At 56.3% G+C, this 22,875-nt stretch carries 19 protein-coding genes and 1 pseudogene; 1 reads left to right on the top strand and 19 read right to left on the bottom strand.

What is annotated here, in order from left to right; translation table 11 throughout:
- Positions 1 to 24 precede the first annotated feature (24 nt).
- The 19 genes and pseudogenes from MKY64_RS29790 to MKY64_RS29700 form a co-directional block, all read right to left on the bottom strand.
- A complete protein-coding gene (locus MKY64_RS29790; protein ID WP_340957501.1) occupies positions 25 to 627 on the bottom strand; it encodes a hypothetical protein in 603 nt (200 codons plus the stop codon).
- Positions 628 to 645: 18 nt separating this feature from the next.
- Positions 646 to 1,578 (bottom strand): IS3 family transposase, encoded by a 933-nt coding sequence (locus MKY64_RS29785; protein ID WP_340957263.1) that lies wholly within the window; start codon positions 1,576 to 1,578, stop codon positions 646 to 648.
- 5 nt (positions 1,579 to 1,583) lie between these two features.
- The gene (locus MKY64_RS29780; RefSeq protein ID WP_339313306.1) at positions 1,584 to 1,898 is read right to left on the bottom strand and encodes a helix-turn-helix domain-containing protein; all 315 of its coding nucleotides are present in this window, start codon (positions 1,896 to 1,898) and stop codon (positions 1,584 to 1,586) included.
- Positions 1,899 to 2,258: 360 nt separating this feature from the next.
- Positions 2,259 to 3,894: pseudogene (locus tag MKY64_RS29775) on the bottom strand (formate--tetrahydrofolate ligase).
- 243 nt (positions 3,895 to 4,137) lie between these two features.
- Entirely contained in the window at positions 4,138 to 4,614 is a 477-nt protein-coding gene (locus tag MKY64_RS29770; protein WP_340946473.1) for a glutathione peroxidase, read from the bottom strand.
- 110 nt (positions 4,615 to 4,724) lie between these two features.
- Positions 4,725 to 5,747 (bottom strand): LLM class flavin-dependent oxidoreductase, encoded by a 1,023-nt coding sequence (locus MKY64_RS29765; RefSeq protein ID WP_340957498.1) that lies wholly within the window; start codon positions 5,745 to 5,747, stop codon positions 4,725 to 4,727.
- A 36-nt stretch (positions 5,748 to 5,783) separates the two neighbouring features.
- A complete protein-coding gene (locus MKY64_RS29760; protein WP_340957495.1) occupies positions 5,784 to 6,383 on the bottom strand; it encodes a methyltransferase family protein in 600 nt (199 codons plus the stop codon).
- Positions 6,384 to 6,715: 332 nt separating this feature from the next.
- Complete coding sequence (locus tag MKY64_RS29755; RefSeq protein WP_339251961.1) at positions 6,716 to 7,054, bottom strand: DUF3243 domain-containing protein; 339 nt, start codon at positions 7,052 to 7,054, stop codon at positions 6,716 to 6,718.
- A gap of 544 nt (positions 7,055 to 7,598) precedes the next feature.
- The gene (locus tag MKY64_RS29750) at positions 7,599 to 8,432 is read right to left on the bottom strand and encodes a M15 family metallopeptidase (RefSeq protein WP_036726142.1); all 834 of its coding nucleotides are present in this window, start codon (positions 8,430 to 8,432) and stop codon (positions 7,599 to 7,601) included.
- 246 nt (positions 8,433 to 8,678) lie between these two features.
- Entirely contained in the window at positions 8,679 to 10,601 is a 1,923-nt protein-coding gene (locus MKY64_RS29745) for a DEAD/DEAH box helicase (RefSeq protein ID WP_445323352.1), read from the bottom strand.
- A 388-nt stretch (positions 10,602 to 10,989) separates the two neighbouring features.
- Positions 10,990 to 12,660: an ABC1 kinase family protein gene (locus MKY64_RS29740; RefSeq protein WP_209868541.1), complete on the bottom strand. Its 1,671-nt coding sequence runs from the start codon at positions 12,658 to 12,660 to the stop codon at positions 10,990 to 10,992.
- Positions 12,661 to 13,008, bottom strand: a complete 348-nt coding sequence (locus MKY64_RS29735) for a phasin family protein (protein WP_036728281.1) — start codon at positions 13,006 to 13,008, stop codon at positions 12,661 to 12,663. It abuts the gene before it with no gap.
- Between the two features lie 115 nt (positions 13,009 to 13,123).
- Positions 13,124 to 13,756 carry a ThuA domain-containing protein gene (locus MKY64_RS29730; RefSeq protein WP_340957490.1) on the bottom strand — a complete coding sequence of 211 codons (633 nt, stop codon included), beginning with the start codon at positions 13,754 to 13,756 and terminating at the stop codon, positions 13,124 to 13,126.
- Positions 13,757 to 13,816: 60 nt separating this feature from the next.
- Positions 13,817 to 14,629, bottom strand: coding sequence for a uroporphyrinogen-III synthase (locus MKY64_RS29725; RefSeq protein WP_340957488.1), 813 nt, complete (start codon positions 14,627 to 14,629; stop codon positions 13,817 to 13,819).
- A gap of 91 nt (positions 14,630 to 14,720) precedes the next feature.
- Entirely contained in the window at positions 14,721 to 16,775 is a 2,055-nt protein-coding gene (locus MKY64_RS29720) for a methyl-accepting chemotaxis protein (RefSeq protein WP_340957486.1), read from the bottom strand.
- Between the two features lie 235 nt (positions 16,776 to 17,010).
- On the bottom strand, positions 17,011 to 17,412 hold the full coding sequence (locus tag MKY64_RS29715) for a Fur family transcriptional regulator (protein WP_036692190.1): 402 nt from the start codon (positions 17,410 to 17,412) through the stop codon (positions 17,011 to 17,013).
- A 72-nt stretch (positions 17,413 to 17,484) separates the two neighbouring features.
- Positions 17,485 to 18,600 carry a Ger(x)C family spore germination protein gene (locus tag MKY64_RS29710; protein ID WP_340957483.1) on the bottom strand — a complete coding sequence of 372 codons (1,116 nt, stop codon included), beginning with the start codon at positions 18,598 to 18,600 and terminating at the stop codon, positions 17,485 to 17,487.
- On the bottom strand, positions 18,597 to 19,694 hold the full coding sequence (locus MKY64_RS29705; RefSeq protein WP_340957481.1) for a GerAB/ArcD/ProY family transporter: 1,098 nt from the start codon (positions 19,692 to 19,694) through the stop codon (positions 18,597 to 18,599). Before MKY64_RS29705 ends, MKY64_RS29710 begins: the two co-directional genes overlap by 4 nt.
- On the bottom strand, positions 19,694 to 21,061 hold the full coding sequence (locus MKY64_RS29700; RefSeq protein ID WP_340957478.1) for a spore germination protein: 1,368 nt from the start codon (positions 21,059 to 21,061) through the stop codon (positions 19,694 to 19,696). The genes MKY64_RS29705 and MKY64_RS29700 overlap by 1 nt, the downstream gene beginning before the upstream one ends.
- 155 nt (positions 21,062 to 21,216) lie before the next feature.
- On the opposite strand from MKY64_RS29700, the gene MKY64_RS29695 reads away from it, so the two are divergent.
- Positions 21,217 to 22,770 (top strand): FAD-dependent oxidoreductase, encoded by a 1,554-nt coding sequence (locus tag MKY64_RS29695; protein ID WP_340957477.1) that lies wholly within the window; start codon positions 21,217 to 21,219, stop codon positions 22,768 to 22,770.
- Positions 22,771 to 22,875 lie beyond the last annotated feature (105 nt).

Raw genomic sequence — 22,875 nt, 5'->3', positions numbered from 1 at the left:
AGCGGTTTTTCGATTATATTTGGCTTACGCTACCCGACCCACTCCAATTGTGATCGGTTTTTCGATTACATTTGGCTTACGCGGCGCTCCCAGTCCAATTGTGATCGGTTTTTCAATTACATTCGGCCTACGCGGCGCGCCCGGTCCCATTGTGATCGGTTTTTCGATTTCATTCGGCTTACGCGGCGCTCCCGGTTCAATTGTGATCGGTTTTTCGATTACATTTGGCCTACGCGGCGCGCCCGGTCCCATTGTGATCGGTTTTTCGATTACATTCGGCCTACGCGGCGCGCCCGGTCCCATTGTGATCGGTTTTTCGATTACATTCGGCTTACGCGGCGCGCCCGGTCCAATTGTGATCGGTTTTTCGATTACATTTGGCTTACGCGGCGCTCCCGGTCCCATTGTGATCGGTTTTTCGATTTCATTCGGCTTACCCGGCGCATCCTGTTCAATTGTGATCGGTTTTTCGATTACATTCGGCTTACCCGGCGCATCCTGTTCAATTGTGATCGGTTTTTCGATTACATTTGGCCTACGCGGCGCTCCCGGTCCCATTGTGATCGGTTTTTTGATTGCATTCGGTGCGACCCCCTTATCCCGGAGTCCTCCGTATAAAATCAGCACTTGTCGTAGATATGCTCTTTATTTCGCTTTTTCTCTCGGCCAGAAGAAGCGGGAGCGGTCTTCTAGGGTCAAGACCCATTCCGCAAAGGTAGCTGGCGGCATGTTCCGAAGGCTTGTATGCATTCTGCGATTGTTGTAGAAGTCCATGTACCGGTCCACGGCTTCATAGGCCTCTTCGAACGTCTCGAAGGCCTCTTTGCGGAACAAATCCCGATCGATATTACTGTGGAACGATTCAATAAAAGCATTTAAATCCGGCGTTCGAGGCGGAATGCGTTCATGGGTCATTTCCCAGCTTTCACACATGTCGCCAAACAGATGGCTGACGAACTGTGGACCATTGTCGGTGCGGATCACCGGGCGTGCGCTGTCAGGGGCGCAGTGTTGCTCCATGGCGCGTCCCAGCGTCTGGCAGGCGTGCTTGGCTTCACACGACGATCCGCGGTGGTAGCCGACGATGACACGGGTAAAGACATCGATAATACTCAGGACAAAGAAATGCCTGCCCTGGCCCGCCACGTAACCGTACTTAATGTCCATCTGCCAGAGCTGACCCGCCCCTGTAATGACCCGGTTCTCCGGCAGCTTCCGAGGATGCTTAAAACGCTTGTGACGCTGCGGCTGTAGGATATCCAGCGCCTGACACAGCCGGTAGCTTTTCTTGTGATTGAGCCTCAGCCCGTGCTGGTTCCACAAGCACTTGGCCAGCAGTTTGTACCCGTACACGTGCTCCTCTCCAGCGATTAATTCCAGCAGCCATTCCTGGATTTCCTCGTCGCTAATCTTCTCTCCAGACTCGGTCAGGGAATAGCCGGGTACGGGTCTTCCGCGCCCCTGGGGTACGGCCTGTACATCCTGCTTCTTGCGTTTCTTACGGTCGTAATACGTAGACTCTGCTAGCCCCACGAGACGTAGTACCAACGCTGCGGTATTCCCCTGCTTAATGAACATGTCGGCTACCTCGATTTTTTCGGATAAGCAGGGGTTGGCTTTTTTAGCAGTTCACGCAGAATCTCGATCTCTAACTCCTTTTCGCCGAGGATCTTGACGGCCTTCTCGTATTTCTGCTCCACGTCCAGGAGGCGCTTCAGTTCCTCCACCTGCTCCTGGGGATACGGATGATCTTGTTCCCCATGGGCCTCTCGGTAGTCCCTCACCCACTGATTCACCGTCGATGGGGTCACCCCATACTTGCGGGCAACCACCGCTGCCTTAATGCCAGACAACACCTCTTGCGCTGCCTTCTCTCTTGTTCCTGTTAAGTGTCCCATACCGTTCATCCTCCTCCTATATCTAGTCTACATTTTTGTGGGGGAGGACTCCAACTTCTTTAGGGGGCTGTGGAGCATTTGGCCTACGCGGCGCGCCCGGTCCCATTGTGATCGGTTTTTTGATTACATTTGGCTTACCCGGCGTTCCAGGTCCCATTGTGATCGGTTTTTCGATTACATTTGGCCTACGCGGCGCGCCCAGTCCCATTGTGTTCGTTCTGTTTTTAGGCGCGCTGCTCATTTTCATGCTGGGGTTGTGCCTTGAAAGACATGTTTGTTTTGGCATACAAAATAGCCTCACCCTCCGCAGCATATCTGCGGTAAAGTGAGGCCAAACTACAACTATTAGCTGCTGATGTCTTATTCCAGACCGGAAATTACGCCATCCTCATCGACCAGTATGCTTTCTGCTGCGGGCTTGGCGGGGAGACCCGGCATCGTGACCATGTTGCCGGTGATCACAACAGCGAATCCCGCCCCGAGGGACAGGGTGATGTCCCGGACGCCCATGGTGAAGCCTTCCGGGGCTCCGAGCAGCCGGGGCTGATCCGAGAAGGAATACGGGGTTTTGGCCATGCAGACCTGAAGATGATGCAGGCCCAGCCGGTCAATGACAGCGAGACTGCGCTTGGCTGCCGGAGAGAAGGCTACTCCCGCACCACGGTAGATCTCCGTGACGATGCGGTTGATTTTGGACGGGATATCCAGATGGTCTTCATACAGCGGCGCATAATTCACAGGCTCTTCCCGGTCCAGCAGCTTCATCAGGCTCCTTCGCCAGCTCCTGTCCGCCCGCGCTTCCCTCAGCCCATACCTTGGACACCGCAGCAGGTACCCCCAGCCGCCCGCAGGCTTCCAGCACCTCATTCACTTCAGCAGGGGCATCCCCTTCAAAATGATTCAGCGCCACCAACACAGGCACACCGAACTTGCGCAGATTCTCAATATGCCGCTCCATATTGGACAATCCGGAGAGCAGCGCTGGCCGATTGCCCTCATACAGCTCTTCCTTGCGGACGCCGCCGTTGTATTTCAGCGACTTCACCGTAACCACCAGAACAGCAGCCGAAGGTGCCAGCCCGGCCTGACGGCATTTGATGTCCATGAATTTCTCCGCGCCCAGATCTGCGCCGAAGCCTGCCTCCGTCACTACCACATCGCCCAGCTTCAGTGCGTAGCGGGTTCCGATTACACTGCTGCAGCCGTGGGCAATATTGGCGAACGGGCCGCCATGTACAATGACCGGGGTTCCTTCCAGCGTCTGCACCAGATTCGGCTTCACCGCCTCCTTCAGCAGCGCAGTCATCGCCTCTACGGCTCCTATGGCCTGTGCCGTTACCGGCTGACCCGCATGGTCATACCCGATCAGAATGCGGCTGAGCCGCTGCTTCAGATCCGCAAGATCGCTGCACAGGCAGAGCACGGCCATAATCTCGGAGGCTGTTGTAATCTGGAAGCCGCTCTCCCGCACAGTTCCGTTGCCGTCGCCAATGCCGGTCACGATATTCCGCAGGCTGCGGTCATTCATATCCATAACTCTTTTCCAGACGATTCGCTGCGGATCAAGCCCCAGGCTGTTGCCCTGGAACATATGATTGTCGATCATCGCCGAGAGCAGGTTATGTGCTGACGTCACCGCATGGATATCCCCCGTGAAATGCAGGTTAATCTCATCTGCCGGAACAATCTGCGCCTTGCCGCCTCCGGTTGCTCCGCCCTTCATCCCCAGACAGGGACCAAGCGAGGGTTCACGCAGCGCTGCTACCGTGCGTACACCCGCTGCATTCATCGCCTGGGCGAGCCCAATCGTCGTCAGCGTCTTGCCTTCACCTGCCGGTGTAGGATTCATTGCGGTAACCAGAACCAGCTTGCCGTCCGGTTTGTGCTTCAGCTCTGCCCAGAGCGAGGGCGCCAGCTTGCTTTTATATTTGCCGTACAGTTCCAGATGCTCCTCCTTGATCCCCGCTGCCGATGCTACCTCTGTAATTAACCTCATGCCGTTATGTAACCCTCCTGCCGTTATTATCCTGCATCCTTGCTTCCTGTATGCGATTCATGTAGTCAGGCGAAGCATTTCTCTTCAAAGAATACAGGGTCTCTGAAAAGATTCAAGGATAATTTTCATAAAGGGTGAAACTTAATTGTATAGAAAACTCCCGGACCGGGCGCATCTGCACCACTATCCGGGAGAACACGTATAGCCTGGCTCCAGCCTTCAGAGCGGATGATTTCAGCCTCATTACAGCAGAGATTCGATAAGCCCCTTCATGCTCTCCGGTGATTCCTTCGGCTCGACACGGGCCACTACATTGCCGCTGCGGTCAACCAGGAACTTCGTGAAGTTCCACTGGATATCACTGCTCTCGCCGTCCCCCGGCTGCTGACCCTTCAAATATTGAAACAGCAGGCTCGCCTCCGGACCATTCACATCGACCTTGGCGAACACCGGGAACGTAACCCCATAGTTAATCTGGCAAAAGGACTCCGCTTCCTCGCTTGTGCCCGGCTCCTGACCGGCGAACTGGTTACACGGAAAGCCCAGCACCACCAGCCCCTGGTCCCCGTACTGCTCGTACAGCTTCTGCAAATCTCCGTATTGCGGGGTCAGTCCGCACTTGCTGGCGGTATTGGCGATCAGCAGCACCTTGCCCTCATAGTCCTTAAACGGCACTTCTGTACCCGAAGGTGTCACTCCTGCAAAACTATAAATCGACATCTCTGCTTCGCTTCCTTTCGGCTGTATGCCCAGTTCTTAAGTGCGCTTTATATAAGTAACCTCTTCATTTTACCCTATTCGCAGCCAAAACCAAATTCCGGCGGCAAAGGCTACGCCCTGCGCTGCAGCCCGCAGGCTTCGGCGATGAGCCGGATGGACTGCAGCTTGTCCCTGAACTCATGGATATGCGAAGAAATCATCAGCTCCCCGCAGCGGTATTCCTCCGCCAGCAGCTGAAGCTGCTCCCTGACTTCAGCAGCCGAGCCTATGACCATCCGCTTCCGGTTATCCTTAATGGTAAAACGGTCGTAAGGGGTATATGTATAGTTCAGTGCAGTCTCTACGGACGGGGTCGGGGAAGAGAGGTGTTCCCTCTCCAGGCTAACCAGTGAGAGATCCATACTGGCAGCCAGCCGGTCTGCTTCGGCCGATGTCTCTGCACAGACGGCGAACACCGCAAGCAGCGGCTTCGGCGATGCAGCGGCCACGGATGGCGCGAAGCTGTCCTGGTACTCATGCACCGCTCCCGCTCCCCCATTCCCGGCAATGAACCGGGCGAAGGCATAACCGGTTCCCAGCCGGGCCGAGAGCGCCGCACTCTCCCGGCTGGAGCCCAGCAGCCAGATTTCCGGTGCTGAGTCTACTGCAGGCGTTGCCCGCAATCCGGCATAGCGCTGGGGGGATGCTCCGCCCTCAAATTCATAGAGATAAGCAATCAGCTCCTGAATCTGCTGCTCGTACCGGTCAACGTCGTCAATAGTCACACGGGTATCCTGTAGTGCTTTGGCGGCCAGGGCACCGCCGCCTGCCGCTCTCCCTATCCCGAGATCGATCCGCCCGGGATAGAGCGCCTCCAGGACGCGGAAATTCTCCGCGACCTTGAACGCACTGTAATGCGAGAGCAGCACCGCTCCCGAGCCGATGCGGATCGCTGAGGTCACCGCAGCGAGATGCGCCATTAGCACTTCAGGGCTGGAGCCGGCAAGGCCTGGCGCAGCATGATGCTCCGCAACCCAAAAGCGATGATAGCCGAGCCGTTCCGCTTCACGGGCCAGCAGGGCCGTCTGCCGGAGCGCCTCTGCCGGAGTGCTTCCCTCCGATACCGGAGATTGATCGAGAATGCTTAATTTCATATGAGAGCAACTCCAATGGGTTGGATTGTAGAGTCTTCAGAGATATCTTGGCGTCTTGCTGCTGTAGGATCTGTATTCTTCGCCAAAGACAAGACGCAGATGCTTCTCCTCCTGCAGAATCAGCAGATGAATAGCAGCAACATTCAACACTAGAATAACTAGCGTCAGCCAGCTCGGATACATAAGATAAAGACCTGCGAACATCAGATCGAAGCCGACAAAAGCAGCGTTCCGGCTAATCTTATATACCCCGCGGGTCACCAGCCTGGTTGTTGTGGACTTATCAATTCCTACTCTCCAGGAAGTGTTCATCGCTGCCATGGCAAGAATGAATACCGCACACCCTATACTAACTATACCCACACCGATATAATTCACAACCGGAAGATTATAATGCCGCCCAAGCAAGTTCACAAAATACGGCTCAGCTATGGACATCAGGAACCATGTAGCGCCCCACAGAAGCGTAGCGATTTTGACAAACCATTCGGTTGATTTAATGGTCGTAATCTTCTTACCTTTGCCCAGTACATTGGCCTGGATGTTGTTCTTTCTGTTGAGAATTACAAGCTTTAACACATAAGAGGCAAGGAACGTACAGAATAAAATCAGGGATAGGAGATTAAGGGTGGTCATTGGACATAGCTCCTTTGTTGGATGGATGGTTTGGATGGTTAATAGTTGGATGGTTGATTATCATACATATGAACAAATGCTCATATAATAAAATAATTATATCTCCCATCCGCTGCTGGGTCAATTGTTTCCTGCACAGCAAAAAGGCAGCACCGCAAGTATCACGGAACCGCCTGATTTACTTTACTTTTATAGGATGGGATGGAGCAACGTTGTTACTGTTTCAGGGAGCCATGCTGCTTGTTCATGCTTTTTGCAGGAGAGTATAGGCACTCTATGCCATCAGCGTTGATTACTACAAAAACGTTTGCTACTTTCCGGTACCGCTACTTTTAGTGCTGCACCATCTTTACCAGCATATGCGCCAGCCGGTGGCGCTCCTCCTTGTTCCCGGCCTTCCACAATTCCAGCAGCAGCTTCTCTTCGCTATTGCGGGGCTCCTCATACGCTGCCAGATAATCGGCGATTTTCTCGGCGGCCAGCGCCAGCTGTTCGTCGCTGAGGCCGATTTTTTGCGCCAGTTGAATGCGCTTTCCTAAATACGCCTTGAACTGCCCGAAATTGTCCAGAATCATCTCCTTCTGCCCCGGATCGATCCGGTCCAGCGCCTCCGTTACCCGGTTCATGGTCACACTGCCGTCCTTACTCACCACATGATTATGTTCAGACATCCAGAACGCCTCCCATTTCATAGTGTGCGGTTTCCCACTACTTAACCAGCGTTTCCGGGGGTGAACCATGCTGCTGCACGAGCCATTATCCGCCTCAGAAGCAAGCACGTGGATTAACGTATCTTATTTTCCCGGTTTCAGACGATTGGCCGGAAGCAAGTGGATGAACAGCATCTAATTTGGAGCGTTTGGCTACTTTTGCTGGATAGTGATTAATTAAGTGCTCTTTTTCCAATTGCTACCGGAGGAGGGCTCAATCGCGCCACAGCAGGTGGATGAAATCCACTTATTCTCCTGACACACGTATGATCAGAGCATCTATTACCCGACATTAGCGTGCCTTGTAGCATCAAAAGCATACATTACTCACCCTAGCCTGCTTCTTTGTAGCTTCAGAGATGCAACCTCTTACTATAGCGCCCCGTTAATGTCCGTACACGCTTCATTGTGGCGATACAGCCAACTGGCGAACAAATCACCTCCCGCCCGCCCAGACACACAAACGGCCCCGCAAATCGCGGGACCGCCTGATTATAGTGTAGGGTTAATTCGACACCGGGACGGCGTCATAATATTCTTCGAGTGTGATCCCTCTTTCGGCTATGGAAGCCGCAATCTCCTTGCCTACATACCGGACATGCCAAGGCTCATACTTGTACCCGGTAATCGCCTCCTTGCCTTCAAGGAACCGGATAATATAGCCGTATTCAGCGGCATGGGCGGCAAGCCACTCCGCTTCCTTCGTTCCTGCAAAGCAGCTCTCCGCCGCACACTTGCCGTCTCTGCCGGACAGGTCAATGGCCAGCCCCGTCTGATGCTCGCTGTGTCCCGGCATGGCGCTGTAAGTCCGGGCCTTCTCTTCGCCGTCTCTGGCGACATAGTTATCGAACAGCCGTCTCTGGGTCGATTCCGAACGGTAGCCGGATACACCGGCCAGATAGACCCCGTCCGCCTTCGCCCCCGCGAACATCTCCTCCAGCGCCGCAGCCGCTTCACGCCGCAGCATACGCTTCTCAATCTTCTCCGAGAAGATAAAAGGTACGTCCGGGTAGACCAGATCGGCAGGCTTATACTGATCAGGCAGGCTGTACTGCTTATTAACCATAACCGTGATGCTCTCCGGCTCGGCTACCACCATCTGCGCAGCATTGTTCCCGGATGTGCCATTGCCTGAACCGCCAGGAGCTGGCTGATCCGTAGGCTCCGGCACTGCCGAAGCTTCAGGCGCTGCCTCCGGCCCCTCGGCTCCCAGATCTGTGCCTGCATTTATATTGGTTTCGTTCTCCTGGGAAGCGGACGGTGCCGTGTACTTCCCGATTCCCCAGCCGACCGCAATGACGACGATGAGTAGAATGACAATTTTAGCGGTTTTGGACATGCTGTGTAATCCTCCTAAACGTTGTGTACCCCCGCACTCCTGAATTCGGCAGAACCCCGCCTAATCAAAAGTGCAGGTTACATTCTTTATCTCTCTATTTATACTTGTACCCGAATGTTACGACAGTATCTATTAGACAGGCCTGATAGCCAAAAGGTTTCAGTAAATAAATATTACCATAGAGTCATTGGCTGTTACGCCAACGGCCCTATGGTAACAAGGATTAGCTATGCATGTAAAGCGCCTTTATCTGGAGGAGCCGCGTCCGCCGCGTGCACCGCCGCCAGAGCCCCCGCTGCGCCCGCCGCGCGATGAATTCCCGCCGCTGCTGCTTCGTCCGCCCGAGCTGAAGCCGCCCTTACCGCCCTTAGAGCCGCCGCGTGAGCCGCCTTTGGGAGCGGAGGCACTATAGCCGCCCGCATCGTTGCTGCGCGCTACATGCGCCCGGAATTTCGGGCTCGACTTCGCGCCGCCGGGATTATACCCGGCCCCGGAACCGGCACCCTTCGACGCGCCGTAGCTGAAGCCGCCGGCATCTGCGCCCCGGGATACGTTGGTGCTGTAGCCGCTGCTCGGCCCGCCCTGGGAGGCGTTGCCTCTGGAGGCCCCGCCCCGCGCAGCGCCGCCCTTGCCGCCGCGCCCGGCTGCGGCACCCGCACCTGCACCCGCAGCATAGCCGCTGGCTGGTGCGCTGTCGCCGCCGCTGGCGAAGGCGCCGTAGCCGCCGCCAGGTCTCGGCTTCTTCGCCGCGCCTTGCCCGGCGGAGTCGCCCTTCGGCGCCGCAGCGGCGCTGTACGCGCTGCGCTTGCCGCCTCCGGCCGCGTCCTTCCGGCTGCGGCCGCCGCCTTCCGCAGGCGCGCCCCAGCCGCCTGCGTCTTTGCCGCCGCGTCCACGCCCGCCCGGACGCCCTGCGGCTTCGCCGCGCGGCGCACCGCCGCTGCGGCCCTGCCCGCGGCCGCCACGGCCGGCGCGCGCCGCTTCAGGCGCCGCGCTCTGCCGCCCGCGCGGCGAGCCGCCGCCTTGCACCGAGGTGAATTCGCCTACGCCGAATTCATCCTTCTCGTACCGGCGGCGGTCCAGCCGCTGGGAGATGCCGTGCTCGATCAGTTCGAGCCCGGCGCGCTCACGCGGCGAAGCGAACGTGATCGCGAGGCCCTTGCCTCCGGCGCGGCCGGTGCGGCCGATCCGGTGAATATAGCTGTCCGCATCCAGCGGAAGATCATAGTTGAAGATATGGGTGACCCCTTCAACATCCAGACCCCGTGCCGCCACATCCGTAGCCACCAGCAGCTGGAGCTTGGCGTCACGGAACCGCTTCATGACGGCTTCGCGCTTGCCCTGCGACAGATCGCCGTGCAGCTCGTCACAGTCATACCCGGCCGCCTGCAGCGCCTCGTTCAGCTTGATGGCCCGGCGCTTCGTCCGGCAGAAGATGATCGCCAGGTAAGGACGGTCGCGCTCGATCAGGGAGATCAGCGCCTCCTCCTTGTTGCGGTCCGAGCATTCCACCACCTGCTGGCGGATATTATCCAGAGGGATCGGCGAACCGCTCTTGATAATGACATCCAGCGGCTCCTTCATATAGTTCGCTGCCAGCCGTTTGATCGGGTCCGGCATCGTCGCGGAGAACAGCATCGTCTGGCGGCGGTAAGGCACAGCCGTAATGATCGTCTCCACATCCTCCAGGAAGCCCATATGCAGCATCTGATCCGCTTCATCCAGCACCAGCATCTTCACGCCGCTAAGGTCCAGGGTCTCCCGGCGGAGGTGATCCAGCAGCCGTCCCGGTGTACCGATGATCAGATGTCTGCCGCCTTCCAGCTTGCGCAGCTGCTTCTCCACATCCTGACCGCCGTAGACCGCCAGAATCTTCACACCCGTATGACGGGCCAGCTTGCGTGCCTCTTCGGTAATCTGCAGCGCCAGCTCACGCGTCGGTGCCAGAATCAGCGCCTGCGGATAAGCGGCCTCAACCCGGATCTTGTCCATAATCGGGAGCAGAAAAGCCAGCGTCTTCCCCGTTCCCGTCTTCGCACGTGCGATCACATCCAGACCCTGCACCAGCGGCGGAATCGCCTCTTCCTGCACCGGCGTCGGCTTCACGATGCCCTGCCCCTTGAGCAGATCAATCAGCACTTCAGATACTCCTAAATCTTTAAAACCCGGCAATTGCTCCACCTCACTAATTTTCTAAATTTTCAGTTCATCATGTCAGTCCATAACTTATATTCATCCATGTAACGGAGTAATGTACGCAAGGTAAGCAGAGGGGATCTCACCCTCAGGCCCTGTATAAGGACGGTACCGTTTCACATTCTTATCATATTAAATAAAAGCGGAAGCACCCCGTCACCGGAGCCCTTCCGTCCCATGGGCCCGCAAGGCAGCGGTCGAACGTTCGGTTATACGGCGCAGCAGCGATCCACCGGACGTTCAGACGGCACTCCATTTGCGTTCCATTACACTTTAATTGTGGCAAGTTATCTTAATATTGTACTTGATTTTGCAACCTTTGTATGCATTCGGCGAAGAATAATTATTTATCCGTCTCTTCCGGCTAGAATCTGCCCGATTTGAAGATAGAGAATAGCAGCCACAGAATCATCAGCAGCGCGATGACCGAGCCGATCTCCACAATCGGGAAGTCCCAGAGCAGCGACGGCTCGCCGCGCAGGGAGGAGGCAACAATCAGTCCGGCCATGATGATGCTGAAGGCCAGCAGCACGATACTGAAGGAGAGGCGGTTGCCGATCCGGCTGAACTTATGCTCCAGGTCCTGCAGCTCGGGGACCCCGATCTCCACCTTCAGCTTCCCCTTGCTGATCAGCGAGGAGAGCTGCCGGGCCTGAGCGGGAAGCTCAACCAGACTCTCGGCAAGATCAGCTACCCCGCCCAGCAGCTTGCGCTGCAGACGGCTTCCGCTGAAGCGCTGCTTGATCAGCCGCCTGCCGAACGGCTCGGCCATCTGCATAATGCTGAAGGCCGGGTCCAGGCTGGCGACCATGCCCTCCAGGGTCAGCATCGTCTTGCCCAGCAGCGCCAGATCCGGCGGAATGACCAGCCGGTGCTTGCGGGCAATGCTGAACAGATCATTCAGCGCCTTGCCGATACTGACCTGCTTGAACGGGATATCATAATACTGCTCGCGCAGCCGGTCCATATCCTCGTGCAGTGCCATCCGGTCGGCCTCCTCCGGGATTACTCCCAGGCGCAGAATGGCCCGTACCATTGAGTCCGTATTCTTGCGCATGAGTGCAATCACCAGCGCGGACAGGCCATCCTTCATCTCCTCGCTAAGCCGCCCGACCATTCCGAAGTCGATCAGGGCCAGCTTTCCGTCCTCCAGCACCATGACATTCCCGGGATGCGGGTCGGCATGAAAGAAGCCATGAATAAAAATCTGGTTCAGCATCATCTCCACGAGCTGCTGGGCAATCGTCTTAAGCTTCATGCCCGAGCCCAGTAGCTCGTCCTTGCGGTTCAGCGTAATCCCTTCCATGTACTCCATAGTCAGAACCCTTGTGGAGCTGAAATCCCAGTAGATGGCCGGAATATAGATGTTATCTTGAGCAGACAGCTGCCCGGCTATACGCTCGGCATTGCGCCCTTCCTGGGCATAATCCAGCTCCGCCAGCAGCGCCCGGGAGAATTCCTCGACCATCCGGGCTAATCCGTATTGCCTGGCCCAGTCCATCTTGCGCTCGGCGAGCAGGCTTAGATCCGATAGAATCTCAAGATCCCTGCCCATCGTCCGCATGACGCCTGGACGTTGTATTTTGACCGCAACACTCTGTCCGCCATGCAGCACAGCGCGGTGCACCTGGCCGATGGAGGCGGCAGCGAGCGGATTGTTCTCGAAGTATTCGAAGACCGCATCAATAGGCTGGTCCAGCTCCTGCTCCAGAATATTGCGGGCCGTCTCGGCTGAGAACGGCGGCACATTGTCCTGCAGCTTGACCAGCTCCTGAATAATCGCATCAGGCAGCAGATCGGAGCGCGTACTGGCAAGCTGGCCCAATTTGACGAAGGTCGGCCCCAGCTCCTCCAGCACCCTGCGGACCCGTTCAGCGAGGGTCACACTTTCATGAACCTCCTGTGTGATGATCCGGCGGGGAAGCGACAGAAGATGGTAGAGGCCCAGTTCCTCCACCATATAGCCGAAGCCATGACGCATAAGCGCCATGGCGATTGCCCGGTAACGTCCGGCATGCCTTATGCGGACAGCCATTTATTCCGTACGCTGTTCCGGCACGGTGGTCTCCTGGGGTGACTTGCCCTCAAGCTCGGCAACACGGCCCTCAAGCTGGGCAATGCGCGACTCCAGCCTGGTGATATCCTCCTGTACAGGTACCTTAAGCTCCTTCAGCACCCGCTGAACCTGCTCCTGCACGGCAGACTTGAACACACCCCGTTCTTCATCTCCGCGCTCTACCAGCCGTTCCACCAGCGCCTTGGATTCCGATGGGGCCAGCTCGCCCCGCTTTACCAGCTCGTCAACGACCTTCTCAACCTTCTCCTTGCTGACAATGGTGAGGCCTACGCCTAATGAGATAGCTTTCTTCAACAGATCACTCATGGTACTTCCCTCCCAAAGATTGCAGTTATGGATAAAGTATACCCCTTCGCCCGCCATTTCACAAAATAACCCCACAAAGTGGGGCTAAGCTTCGATATTGCCGATTATTTGCTGATTATCTGGGGATACGTGCCGCCCAGGTGGCTGCCCGCAGAATCAGCTGACGAACAGCCGGATGCCGGAACGACGGCTCATGATGGCCGGGCATCAGATAGACCACCCGTCCCAGCCCATAGCTGTGGCACCAGGCCGCAGGCAGCATCTCCCCGTCCGCTTCGTATTCGAGCAGAATCTGCTTCTCGGTGAACCGATCGAACTCGAACCGGTACGGCTCTTCATCGAGCTGGAAGTCTTCGATGCCTTCGGTAATATCATGCTCCTGCACCTTGAACTGAAGCGGAGTATAAGCCGGATGGCCGGTGAATCTGGCACCGATCAGCTGAGCCAGCTCATAACGCTTCGCCAGGGATACCCCGGTGTGCAGGACAATCAGACCGCCTCCTCCGCTGACATAGCTCAGCAGACCTGCCGTTTGCTGCGGAGATACGGTTTCATTCCACAATTCATTATATGCGATGCACAGATCATATCCGGACAAATGCTCGCTTAGCATCAGCTTCTTGTTCTCCGAGCATTGTACCGTCAGAAGCTCATGCAGAATTTCACTGACCTGCTTGTCCACACCTTGCAACGGGTGAAACCGGGGGTGTGTGTAATCGCCTAACAACAGGCATTTTCTCTTGTCCATAGGTCTCCTCCTCCATATCTCTCTGTATTGTAGTAGTAAATGTAATTGAACGGCCCGCTGCTACCGGTTAGCCGCAATATAGCGGCCCAGGGTAACGAACATGCTGCCCATCCGCTCGTGCTCCGGCATGACAATCCGCTTCACGCCTTCTTCCTTCAGAGCCTCCGAGGTCATACGGCCGACAGATACCGCCAGCACCCTCTCTTCAAAAGCCTGCACCAACGCCGCAAGCTGCCCCTGCTCCCGCGCATGCTGTGCCAGGAAGCGGAATTGCGGCGCACTTGTGAACGCCACTGCATCCACCTGTCCTTCGGTGATCTCTGTGAGCAGCTGCTCCAGCGCTCCAGGCTCCGGCTGAGTATACCGGTAAGGCTGCACACAGCTTACGACTGCGCCCGCCTGCTCCAGCCAACCGATCAGCTGCGGGGCAGTCTCCCCATGCAGCTGAAGCATGACCCGCTTGCCCTGCAGATCATAGTCCTGCAGGCCGCGAATCAGTCCGGCAGAGCTGCCGTCATCGTCACGCACGACCGGCTCAAGTCCCCGTTTCTTCAGGGCATTCACTGTCTTATAACCACGGGCAGCAACAGGTGAGCCAGAGAGAACCTCCAGGAAGCGGTCCGCAAGCGCCAGCTTCGCAGCCGTCTCGAACAATGCGTCCAGCCCCATACCGGTAGTCAGAATAGCCAGATCCGGCGGCTGCTCTGTCCAGGCAATCAGCCCCTCACGCAGGGCGGCATCATCCAGAAAGGTTGTCCCTTGAGCGGGACGGTGCAGCGCGGTTCCTCCCATATTCTCTACCAGCTTGGCCATGTCTTCCGCTTTACGCGGACCGGCCAGGGCTACGGTAATGCCCTTTAATTGCTCTGCCATGAACGCTTCTCCCCTTCATCACCCCGTATTGTTGCTTACCAGTATACTTGCAAAGTGAGGTAAAAGAAAAGACCAGACCGCATATTCGGCCTCATGAATTCTGCTGATCCCCAGGGAGGTTCTCCCCCGGCTTGACCGCTTCCGGCGCGGCAGGAGCCTGGTTTGCCGGGTACAGCTTGAAGCGTCCGACCAGCTGCTGCAATTCATCGGCTTGCCGGCTCAGGTCGGCTGAGGAAGAGGCGATCTCTTCCACCGAGGCAAGCTGCTGCTGGGCGGCTGCCGAGATCGTCTCGGTACTGCCTGCCGCAGCCTCGGTAATGCCGCGGATCTCGTTAATAGCCTGATCCAGACTATCTGCTTCTGCAGTCAGGGTCTGAACGCCTTCGTTCATTCCGCCTATAGTCTCCGCGGCCCCCTTAATCGCCCTGCGGATACGGGAGAACGAACGTCCCGTTGTATCTACAGCCATAATGCCGTCCATCACCTTGGTCTTCGCATCCTCCATGCTTGCCGTAGCCCGGAGCATCTCTGAATGGATAGAGGCAACCTGCTCGGAGATCAGGCTTGCTGACTTTCCGGATTCTTCCGCAAGCTTGCGGACCTCCGAGGCTACCACAGCGAACCCGCGGCCCTGTTCACCGGCTCTGGCCGCTTCTATGGACGCATTCAGCGCCAGCAGATTCGTCTGCCGCGAGATTCCCGAGATCACGCCGGTGATCCCCTGGATCTGCCCGACCCGCTCACTCAGCTGATCGATGACCTTGCCCATCTCCTCCACGGTCTCATGAATGCCGTTGATTTTGTCGACTACGCTGATGACCGAATCATTGCCCTCCGAAGCCGACAGCGAGGTCTTGTCCATCATTACCGACACCTGCTGCATGAACTCCGAGATATGGGCTACCTCGGTGGTGGTGGCTGCCGTGCTTGCCATTCCTTTATGTACACTGTTGACCTGCTGCTGCGTGCCGGCTGCCACCTCCTGGATGGCTACTGTAACATGCTCTATAGCCTTGGTCGTCTGCTCTGCCCCCGCGCTCAGCTGCTCCGCGGAGAAAGAGACATTATCCGTCATGGTCTGCACCCCGATAATCATCTGCCGCAGATTCTCCACCATCAGGCGGAAATTCCCGGCCAGCAGGCCGATCTCATCCCCCCGGAATTTCCCGATATCCTCCGACAGGTCGCCGCCGGCAATCCGCTCGGTTGCCTTGCGCAGGCGGATCAGCGGCTTCAGAATCGACGCAATGTTGAAATAGATCAGCACCAGCGCCAGCAGCACGGATACAGAGATGACCAGCCAGACCGTCTCACGGATGCCGCTGGTTGCCTGCGTAATCTCATTCAAGCTGATGGTGCCTCCGATTCGCCAGCCCGTCAGCTCATTCACCATGAAGGTCATCTTCTTGGGTGCATCCTTATATACATAATCGAAGCTTCCGCTCTGACTCCCGAACATCTGCTTCACGAACTCAAGCGAGGATTCCGCACCAATCGCTTCTGTGGGATGAACCAGGAATTTCTTGCTGCTGTCGATAATCAGAATATAGCCCTCCTGACCGACCTTGATATCCGTCATACCGGCAAGGGAGGACAGATTCAGATCAAGACTGACTACGCCGTCCCCGCCTGCGAGCACCGCCGATACCGCAATGGCGCTCTCCCCGTTCACCGTCTGAAATACCGGTGAGATCACAGTGCCGCTGCCCTTCTTAAGCGCATTGATATATGTATTCTCCTTGCGCGGATCATAGCCTTCCGGCAGCTCCAGCTCTGCCGCTCGGATGCTCTTGCCTTTGCTGGTTCCGGCATAAATATCAAGCACATCGGGATGCAGCGCGGCATACTCCCGTAATCTGTTCTCCAGTGCAGGCGACGCCAGTCCGGCCGCCTCGTTATTAATGGAATCTGCCGGAAGCTGTCCGGCGAAATAGAGAATATCATCTATTTTCGACTGAATATTGGAACTTATGATCTGGTTCACTGCAACTACACTTTCCTGGGCATTATTGGTAAGCTGCTCCCCTATGTTGCTGCTGGCCGATTGATAGGTTAACCAGCCTATAATGATGCTCGGTACCAGCAGGACAAGCAGATAGGTAGTAATCAGCTTCGTACGGATGTTCAGACGCACCTTTTTATTCATATAATGGACTCACTCTCTCTTTCATTCTTCCTGGGTCTTAAGAAGGATCATAGCGGCAGCTTTATATATAATTAAATATCAGCCCCCGAAACCCTCTTTTTTCCGGCAATTAATGATAATTTCCCTATATTTATTGATAATTTTTATAGGAGCACAGCAAAAAGACCGTTTCCATGAAAACGGTCTTTTGTTATATTCCGTTACTAAGCGAGCCAGCACGCCTCATACAAACGTCCTAGTTCTGGCGTGAATTTCTGCTCTGGCAGGCCGGGCATATGCCTCCGAATACCACATGCGTATGAGTGATCGAATAGCCTGTATCTGCTGCCACCGAGTCGCTCCACTCCTGCGGGACCTGGCTCATCACTTCATCCACGGCACCGCAGATTTCACAGACAATATGCTGGTGGTCGTCCAGGCGCGCATCATACCGGCTGGCCGCCTCGCCCAGCTTCAGCTCGCGGATCATCTGCTTATCTGTAAGGTAGCGCAGGGAATTGTAGACCGTTCCATAAGCGAGGTTATGGCCCTGCTCAACCAGCCGGTTCATGACTTCCGCAGCGGTAGGGTGATCATGGGAATTGCGGACGATATCATACACGGCTTGACGCTGAGAGGTTAGGTTCAGGGTTCTCATCTTTATCATCCTCTAATTTGTTTTTAGATCAAGTATAAGTCCTGATGCCGGAAGCGTCAATCCGCCGCGGCTCTATTTGATCATTCCCGAGTATTTAATGTCCACCTTGGCCTTGACCTGAAATTGCAGCCGGGGATACAGACGCTCCCAGTCAGCCATCTCCGTATCATTATTCCAGTGCCGCGCGCCATAATGCAGCCCCCAGCCCAGCGGGTCCATGCCGCTGCCTTGTATTTTGACCAGCAGTGCGGTTACGGCATGTTCCAGTTCCGCTGCACCGGCCTCCCCAATCTCCTTCAGCATATGGTGGGTGACGGTCTCCGCCGTGCTGCTCTCCTCCAGGATCGCCCGGATTTTAATGGTATAGCGGAGATAGGGATCTTCATCTGCGGGAGTGACAATCTGGTAGCTTGAAGAGGAGCTCTCCGTATAGTACTGATACATACCGCCGCCTATATGGGCGGGGAAGTTCGTCCGCAGATTGGAGCGGGACAGCAGGTTGAACAGCCGGGTCTCGTCCGGGGAGAGGACCAGCTTGATTTTTCTTTTATCCAGCAGAGCGATCTTGTCAATCAGGAACTGGTCCTTCTTCTGCGCTTCAATAACCGGCAATATGGGGTCTATCCCATTCTCATAAATACTCCGCATCAGCTGATAGGAATACACACTGGAGATGAAGGGCGACTCGGTGCCTTGCCCGCTCATTGCCAGAATCAGCGAGTTGGACGGAATGCGCTCTGACGGCGGCTTAACCTGAAGCACCTCCAGCGCCCCCGGCCTGCCCACGGCGAAATTAAGAATCAGCTGGATGTCTCTGCGCCGGACTGCCCAATCCGTTACATGCCGGATATCGTCCGCGGCAAGCCCTTCCCCCAGAATTACCGATTTGCAGTGCACATAGTCGAGCTCCTTTTCCACCTTGGACTTCATTCTGCGCAGTGCTTCAGAGATACTATCCGATTCTTCGGTCAGGATCTGCATCTTCTCGTCAATCTTCGTGACATCCCCTTGCGGAATCGCCAGCTTCAGACTAACCTTGAACGTTCCTTCCTTCCGGCCGGGATCAATGCCAATAGCAACCACAAATATTCTCCGGTCAATATCCTTGAAATTACAGCCTGTAAGGGTCAGGGTCATGGTTGCGGACAGCAGCATCACCAGCAGAGTCCCGATTACTCCCGCTCTCACGCTCTTCGCCTCCTTACCATCCAGTAGCACCCGAATAACAGCAGGATCAGCAGCAGCTCCCCGTACCAGCGGATATGCAGCAGGAATACCCCGAGCATATTAAGGTCGTACTGATCTATGCGCATCAGGAGCAGGGTGCCCGCTGCAAAAACCGCCAGAATGACGATCTCCTGCCACTGTCTGGTCTTAGGTCTGCCGGGGGCGGAGGGGAGCTGGCTGAGGAGCAGCTCTTTGCCGACATGCCACTGGATAATGGCACTGACCAGCGCCAGCGTGCTGTAAGCAAAATAAAAGAGATAGAGCATACGCTCAATCAAAAACGACTCAATCCGGATGCTGTCCGCTGTGGTGAACCAGGTGTACACATGCCGCTCGACACCGACGGTTCCGTGATATCCGATGGGCACATAAAACGTGATGGCCAGCACGAGCAGCCCCTCCAGACTCAGAATCCAGATATGCTTCAGCTTCAAGCCATGAAATACCCGGTTAAAGACCGCCATATTAATGTAGCCGCTGAACGTGAAGGTCGCCGCTGCAATGCTGTTCCAGTCTGGAGGTTGCAGGGCATGTGTCATGATCTGCAGCACAGCGTCCCAGCTAAAGTCCGGGTTCACCACTGCTTTGACTGTCGTGTACAGAATTAAGGGCAGGGTGATAGCCAGTGTAATTTCCAGTCCATAGAGCAGGGACAGCGAGTCTATTCTGGCACAGAGGCAGGTCAATACCAGGAACCCGAGCAAGACTGCCATCGGGCTGGTGTCCGGACTGATGAACCGGAGGGTAATGTCCACAAAGGACAGAAGAATCAGCGCCCCGGCCAGATACCAGAGAACCGCATATACAACAATCAGCGGGGAGACCAGCAGCCTCGGCATCACTGAACCGAAGATCTCCGGCAGTCCTTTCCCCGGAAATTTACGGATGACTCTGGTGAACAGGTAGATGAACAGGGTGCCCGTAGCCACCGCAACCAGGATGGAGGACTGCGCACCGTCGAAGCGGGCATCCATCAGCTCCCGTGGGGTGAAGTTAATGATATTGATCAGGGAGTTCATGAGAAACAGACAGTAGAAATAGCGGCTGTTTGCCATTAGGAGCCCCCACTTTTCTTCTTCAGTGACGCTCCCAGCGCATCAAGGGCGAACATCTTGAAATACGGCTGGCCGAAGCTGCGCTGGCTGCATAAGTACAGCGTGAAGCCCACCAGGCAGATAACGACACCGACAAGCCCCAGCACAGCTGCGGCAATGACAAAGAAATACTTCAGCACACGGATGGAGAAGCTCATCATATTCAGCGGAACCAGGAAATTGGATATCGCCACCACGGAGACGAGAATAATCATAATGTTGCCGATCAGCCCCGCCGCTGTAGCAGCCTGCCCCAGGATCAGACCGCCGACCGTGGTCGCTGTAGGACCGATGGCTCTGGGCAGACGCAAGCTGGCCTCCGTCAGGAACTCCATCATAATCATCATCAGAATCACCTCGACAAAAGAAGGATAAGGCACCGTAGCGCGGCTTCCCCCGATCAGCAGGGCGATCTGCACCCGCACAATCTCCGGATTGTATGAGGTGAAGGCAATGTACAAGGCCGGCAGCCATAACGTCATGGCCACGCCCAGAATGCGCAGCAGCTTCAGGAAGCGGCCGACGAAGGGCAGATGGATTTTGTCATCCATGGCGGTGAAGAAATCATTGAATATGGACGGAAGCACAATCGCATACCCGGTCGTATCCAGCAGGACCGCCACCTTGCCCTCTGCCAGATTGAATACCACCCGGTCGGGGCGCTCGGTTACTATGGTCTTGGGAAAAATGCGCAGCTTGTCGCTGCTGATATATTTCTCCAGTTCACCGGCAGCCTGCAGAATGTCGAGCTTCAGCGAGTCCAGCTTCTCTTTTAACTCCGCCAGCACCTGGTGATTCACCCGGCTCTCGTCGTAGAGGATCGCCACCTTGGTCTTGGACACATTGCCGATAACGGTAAATTCCATCTTGAGCGCAGAGGACAGATACCGCCGCCGGACCAGATTGAGGTTCACCGCCAGACTCTCCCCCAGCGCATCGGAGGGACCTTGGCTGATACTCTCCGTAATCGTCTCCTTGATACTGCTGGCCTCCGCCCGGAGGACATCGAAGCAGCAGAGCTTGCCCTCCCGCCCAATACAGGCATAGCCGCTGAGCAGAAGATCCAGAGCACGCTGCCCGTCTGTCACCTCTTCACTGCCGGGGTAATCGGCCACATAGCTGTAGTAGGCTGCGGGATGCCCCATCTCGTAGAACGGAGCAATAATATTGCGGCTGATCGCCTGTGCATCCGTCACACTTTTGATATAGAGCAGGCTGACCTGTCCCGCCGGAATCGTCAAGACCTTGTCTTCAAGGTCGCCGAACCCGCTTAGCTGGCTTCTGATCCATTCGAGCACGACCGCCTGTGTATGCTGTTGTTCCGACATAGGTCTCTGCCCCTCTCCGCCCGCTGCTCCGTGAATTTCTTCTTAGGTTGGCACTTTCTGGCGGTTTTCATGCACCTGCCGGGGGAGCGGGGCGTTTCTTTTCACGGAAGAGTGGTAATAAATGAAATGGATCATCACTTAGGAGGGACTAGACTATGAGCACACAGGAACCCCGTCCGCAAGGTCTTCCGCAATTTCCGGAATCATTATGGATAGACAGTACAGGCCTGCCGTCTTTTCCGGTGCTTGCGGAAGATCATGTCACAGACGTAGCTATTGTAGGGGCAGGAATTACCGGGATTACTACCGCTTATCTGCTGTCCAAGGCCGGATATAAGGTCACACTGCTTGAAGCCGGACAGATTCTCGGCGGGGCCACCGGCTATACCAGCGCCAAAATCTCCACCCAGCACGGCATGATCTATCATGATCTGCTGAAGCATTTCGGCGAAGAGCAGGCCCGGATGTATTATCAGTCGAACAGCGTGGCCATGGAATGGATGATTGCCACAGCGGAGGAGCTGGACCTGTCCTGCGGGATGAAGCGGGAGGCGGCCTACCTGTATGCGGATCAAGGTGACGTGAAGACGCTGAAGGCGCTGAATAAGGAATTCGAGGCTTACGGCAAGCTGGGACTGCCCGGAGAGTGGCTGGATCAGGTCCCCCTGCCGCTGGGTGCAGGCGGGGCTATCAGGATGCCGGATCAGGCCCGTTTTCACCCGTTGGAGTACCTGAAGGGACTGCTGCAGGCGGTTCTGGACAGGGGCGGCGCCGTATTTGAGCATACGATGATCGGAGAGAAGGTTGATACGGACGGACAGATAACCCTGCATACCGAGGGAGAGAAGCTCCAGATCCGCTGCCGCCATGCCGTGTCGGCTTCCCACTTCCCCTTCTATGACGGCGGCTCCCTCTACTTCTCACGGCTGCATGCCGAACGCTCCTACTGTCTGGCGTTCGAGCCGGAGACGGATTATGAGGGCGGCATGTATCTGAGTGCCGGTGAACCGGCCCGTTCGCTGCGGGCAGTGGAATGGGGAGACCGGAAGCTGGTCATCGCCGGCGGGGAGAACCACAAGACGGGTCAAGGCATTTGTACGTTCGGCCATTATGAGAATCTGGAGCGGTTCGCCGGGGAGCTGCTGGGCATCCGCAGTATTCCGTTCCGCTGGTCCACCCAGGACCTGATCACGCTGGACCGGGTGCCCTATATCGGCAAGCGCGCCGAGGACGAGGAGATCTATATCGCCACCGGCTTCGGAAAATGGGGCATGACGAACGGAACCGTGGCTGCCCGCCTGATCGCAGACGGCATTCTGGGAAGCAGCAACCCGTACACCGGGTTATATGATCCCTCACGCTTCAAGGCCGTTCCAGCCATCAAGAACTTCATCGTGCAGAACTTCTCGGTCGCCAAGGAGCTGGTGGCCGGCAAAGTGGAGATTGTGCACACCAAGACAAAAGATCTGGAGCCGGATCAGGGGGCTGTTGTCTTCCATGACGGCAAACGCGTAGGTGCCTACCGCGACCCTGAGGGCCAATTGCATCTTGTGGACAGAACCTGTACCCACATGGGCTGTGAATGCGAATGGAATAATGCCGAACGCTCCTGGGATTGCCCGTGTCACGGCTCCCGCTTCTCCTACGAAGGCGATGTGCTCGAAGGTCCGGCGACCCTGCCGCTTAAGACAATTACGCCGGAAGACTAAAGCGGGATGACCGGGCGCTGCGGGGCATTAGCGGCACAGGCGGCACAAGTGGTACCGGGGGCCTGGCGGTCTGCACTGCCGGAGGTGCGGCTCCGGCGTGATTGT

Source organism: Paenibacillus sp. FSL R7-0210 (assembly GCF_038009085.1).
In the GTDB taxonomy this organism is placed as follows: domain Bacteria; phylum Bacillota; class Bacilli; order Paenibacillales; family Paenibacillaceae; genus Paenibacillus_AQ; species Paenibacillus_AQ silagei.
This window is presented reverse-complemented; position numbering and strand designations above follow the sequence as displayed.

Coding starts and splice junctions, on each gene's coding strand:
- MKY64_RS29785 (WP_340957263.1), bottom strand. CDS start 1,578: ATGTTCATTAAGCAGGGGAATACCGCAGCGTTGGTACTACGTCTCGTG.
- MKY64_RS29780 (WP_339313306.1), bottom strand. CDS start 1,898: ATGGGACACTTAACAGGAACAAGAGAGAAGGCAGCGCAAGAGGTGTTG.
- MKY64_RS29770 (WP_340946473.1), bottom strand. CDS start 4,614: ATGTCGATTTATAGTTTTGCAGGAGTGACACCTTCGGGTACAGAAGTG.
- MKY64_RS29765 (WP_340957498.1), bottom strand. CDS start 5,747: ATGAAATTAAGCATTCTCGATCAATCTCCGGTATCGGAGGGAAGCACT.
- MKY64_RS29760 (WP_340957495.1), bottom strand. CDS start 6,383: ATGACCACCCTTAATCTCCTATCCCTGATTTTATTCTGTACGTTCCTT.
- MKY64_RS29755 (WP_339251961.1), bottom strand. CDS start 7,054: ATGTCTGAACATAATCATGTGGTGAGTAAGGACGGCAGTGTGACCATG.
- MKY64_RS29750 (WP_036726142.1), bottom strand. CDS start 8,432: ATGTCCAAAACCGCTAAAATTGTCATTCTACTCATCGTCGTCATTGCG.
- MKY64_RS29740 (WP_209868541.1), bottom strand. CDS start 12,660: ATGGCTGTCCGCATAAGGCATGCCGGACGTTACCGGGCAATCGCCATG.
- MKY64_RS29735 (WP_036728281.1), bottom strand. CDS start 13,008: ATGAGTGATCTGTTGAAGAAAGCTATCTCATTAGGCGTAGGCCTCACC.
- MKY64_RS29730 (WP_340957490.1), bottom strand. CDS start 13,756: ATGGACAAGAGAAAATGCCTGTTGTTAGGCGATTACACACACCCCCGG.
- MKY64_RS29725 (WP_340957488.1), bottom strand. CDS start 14,629: ATGGCAGAGCAATTAAAGGGCATTACCGTAGCCCTGGCCGGTCCGCGT.
- MKY64_RS29720 (WP_340957486.1), bottom strand. CDS start 16,775: ATGAATAAAAAGGTGCGTCTGAACATCCGTACGAAGCTGATTACTACC.
- MKY64_RS29715 (WP_036692190.1), bottom strand. CDS start 17,412: ATGAGAACCCTGAACCTAACCTCTCAGCGTCAAGCCGTGTATGATATC.
- MKY64_RS29705 (WP_340957481.1), bottom strand. CDS start 19,694: ATGGCAAACAGCCGCTATTTCTACTGTCTGTTTCTCATGAACTCCCTG.
- MKY64_RS29700 (WP_340957478.1), bottom strand. CDS start 21,061: ATGTCGGAACAACAGCATACACAGGCGGTCGTGCTCGAATGGATCAGA.
- MKY64_RS29695 (WP_340957477.1), top strand. CDS start 21,217: ATGAGCACACAGGAACCCCGTCCGCAAGGTCTTCCGCAATTTCCGGAA.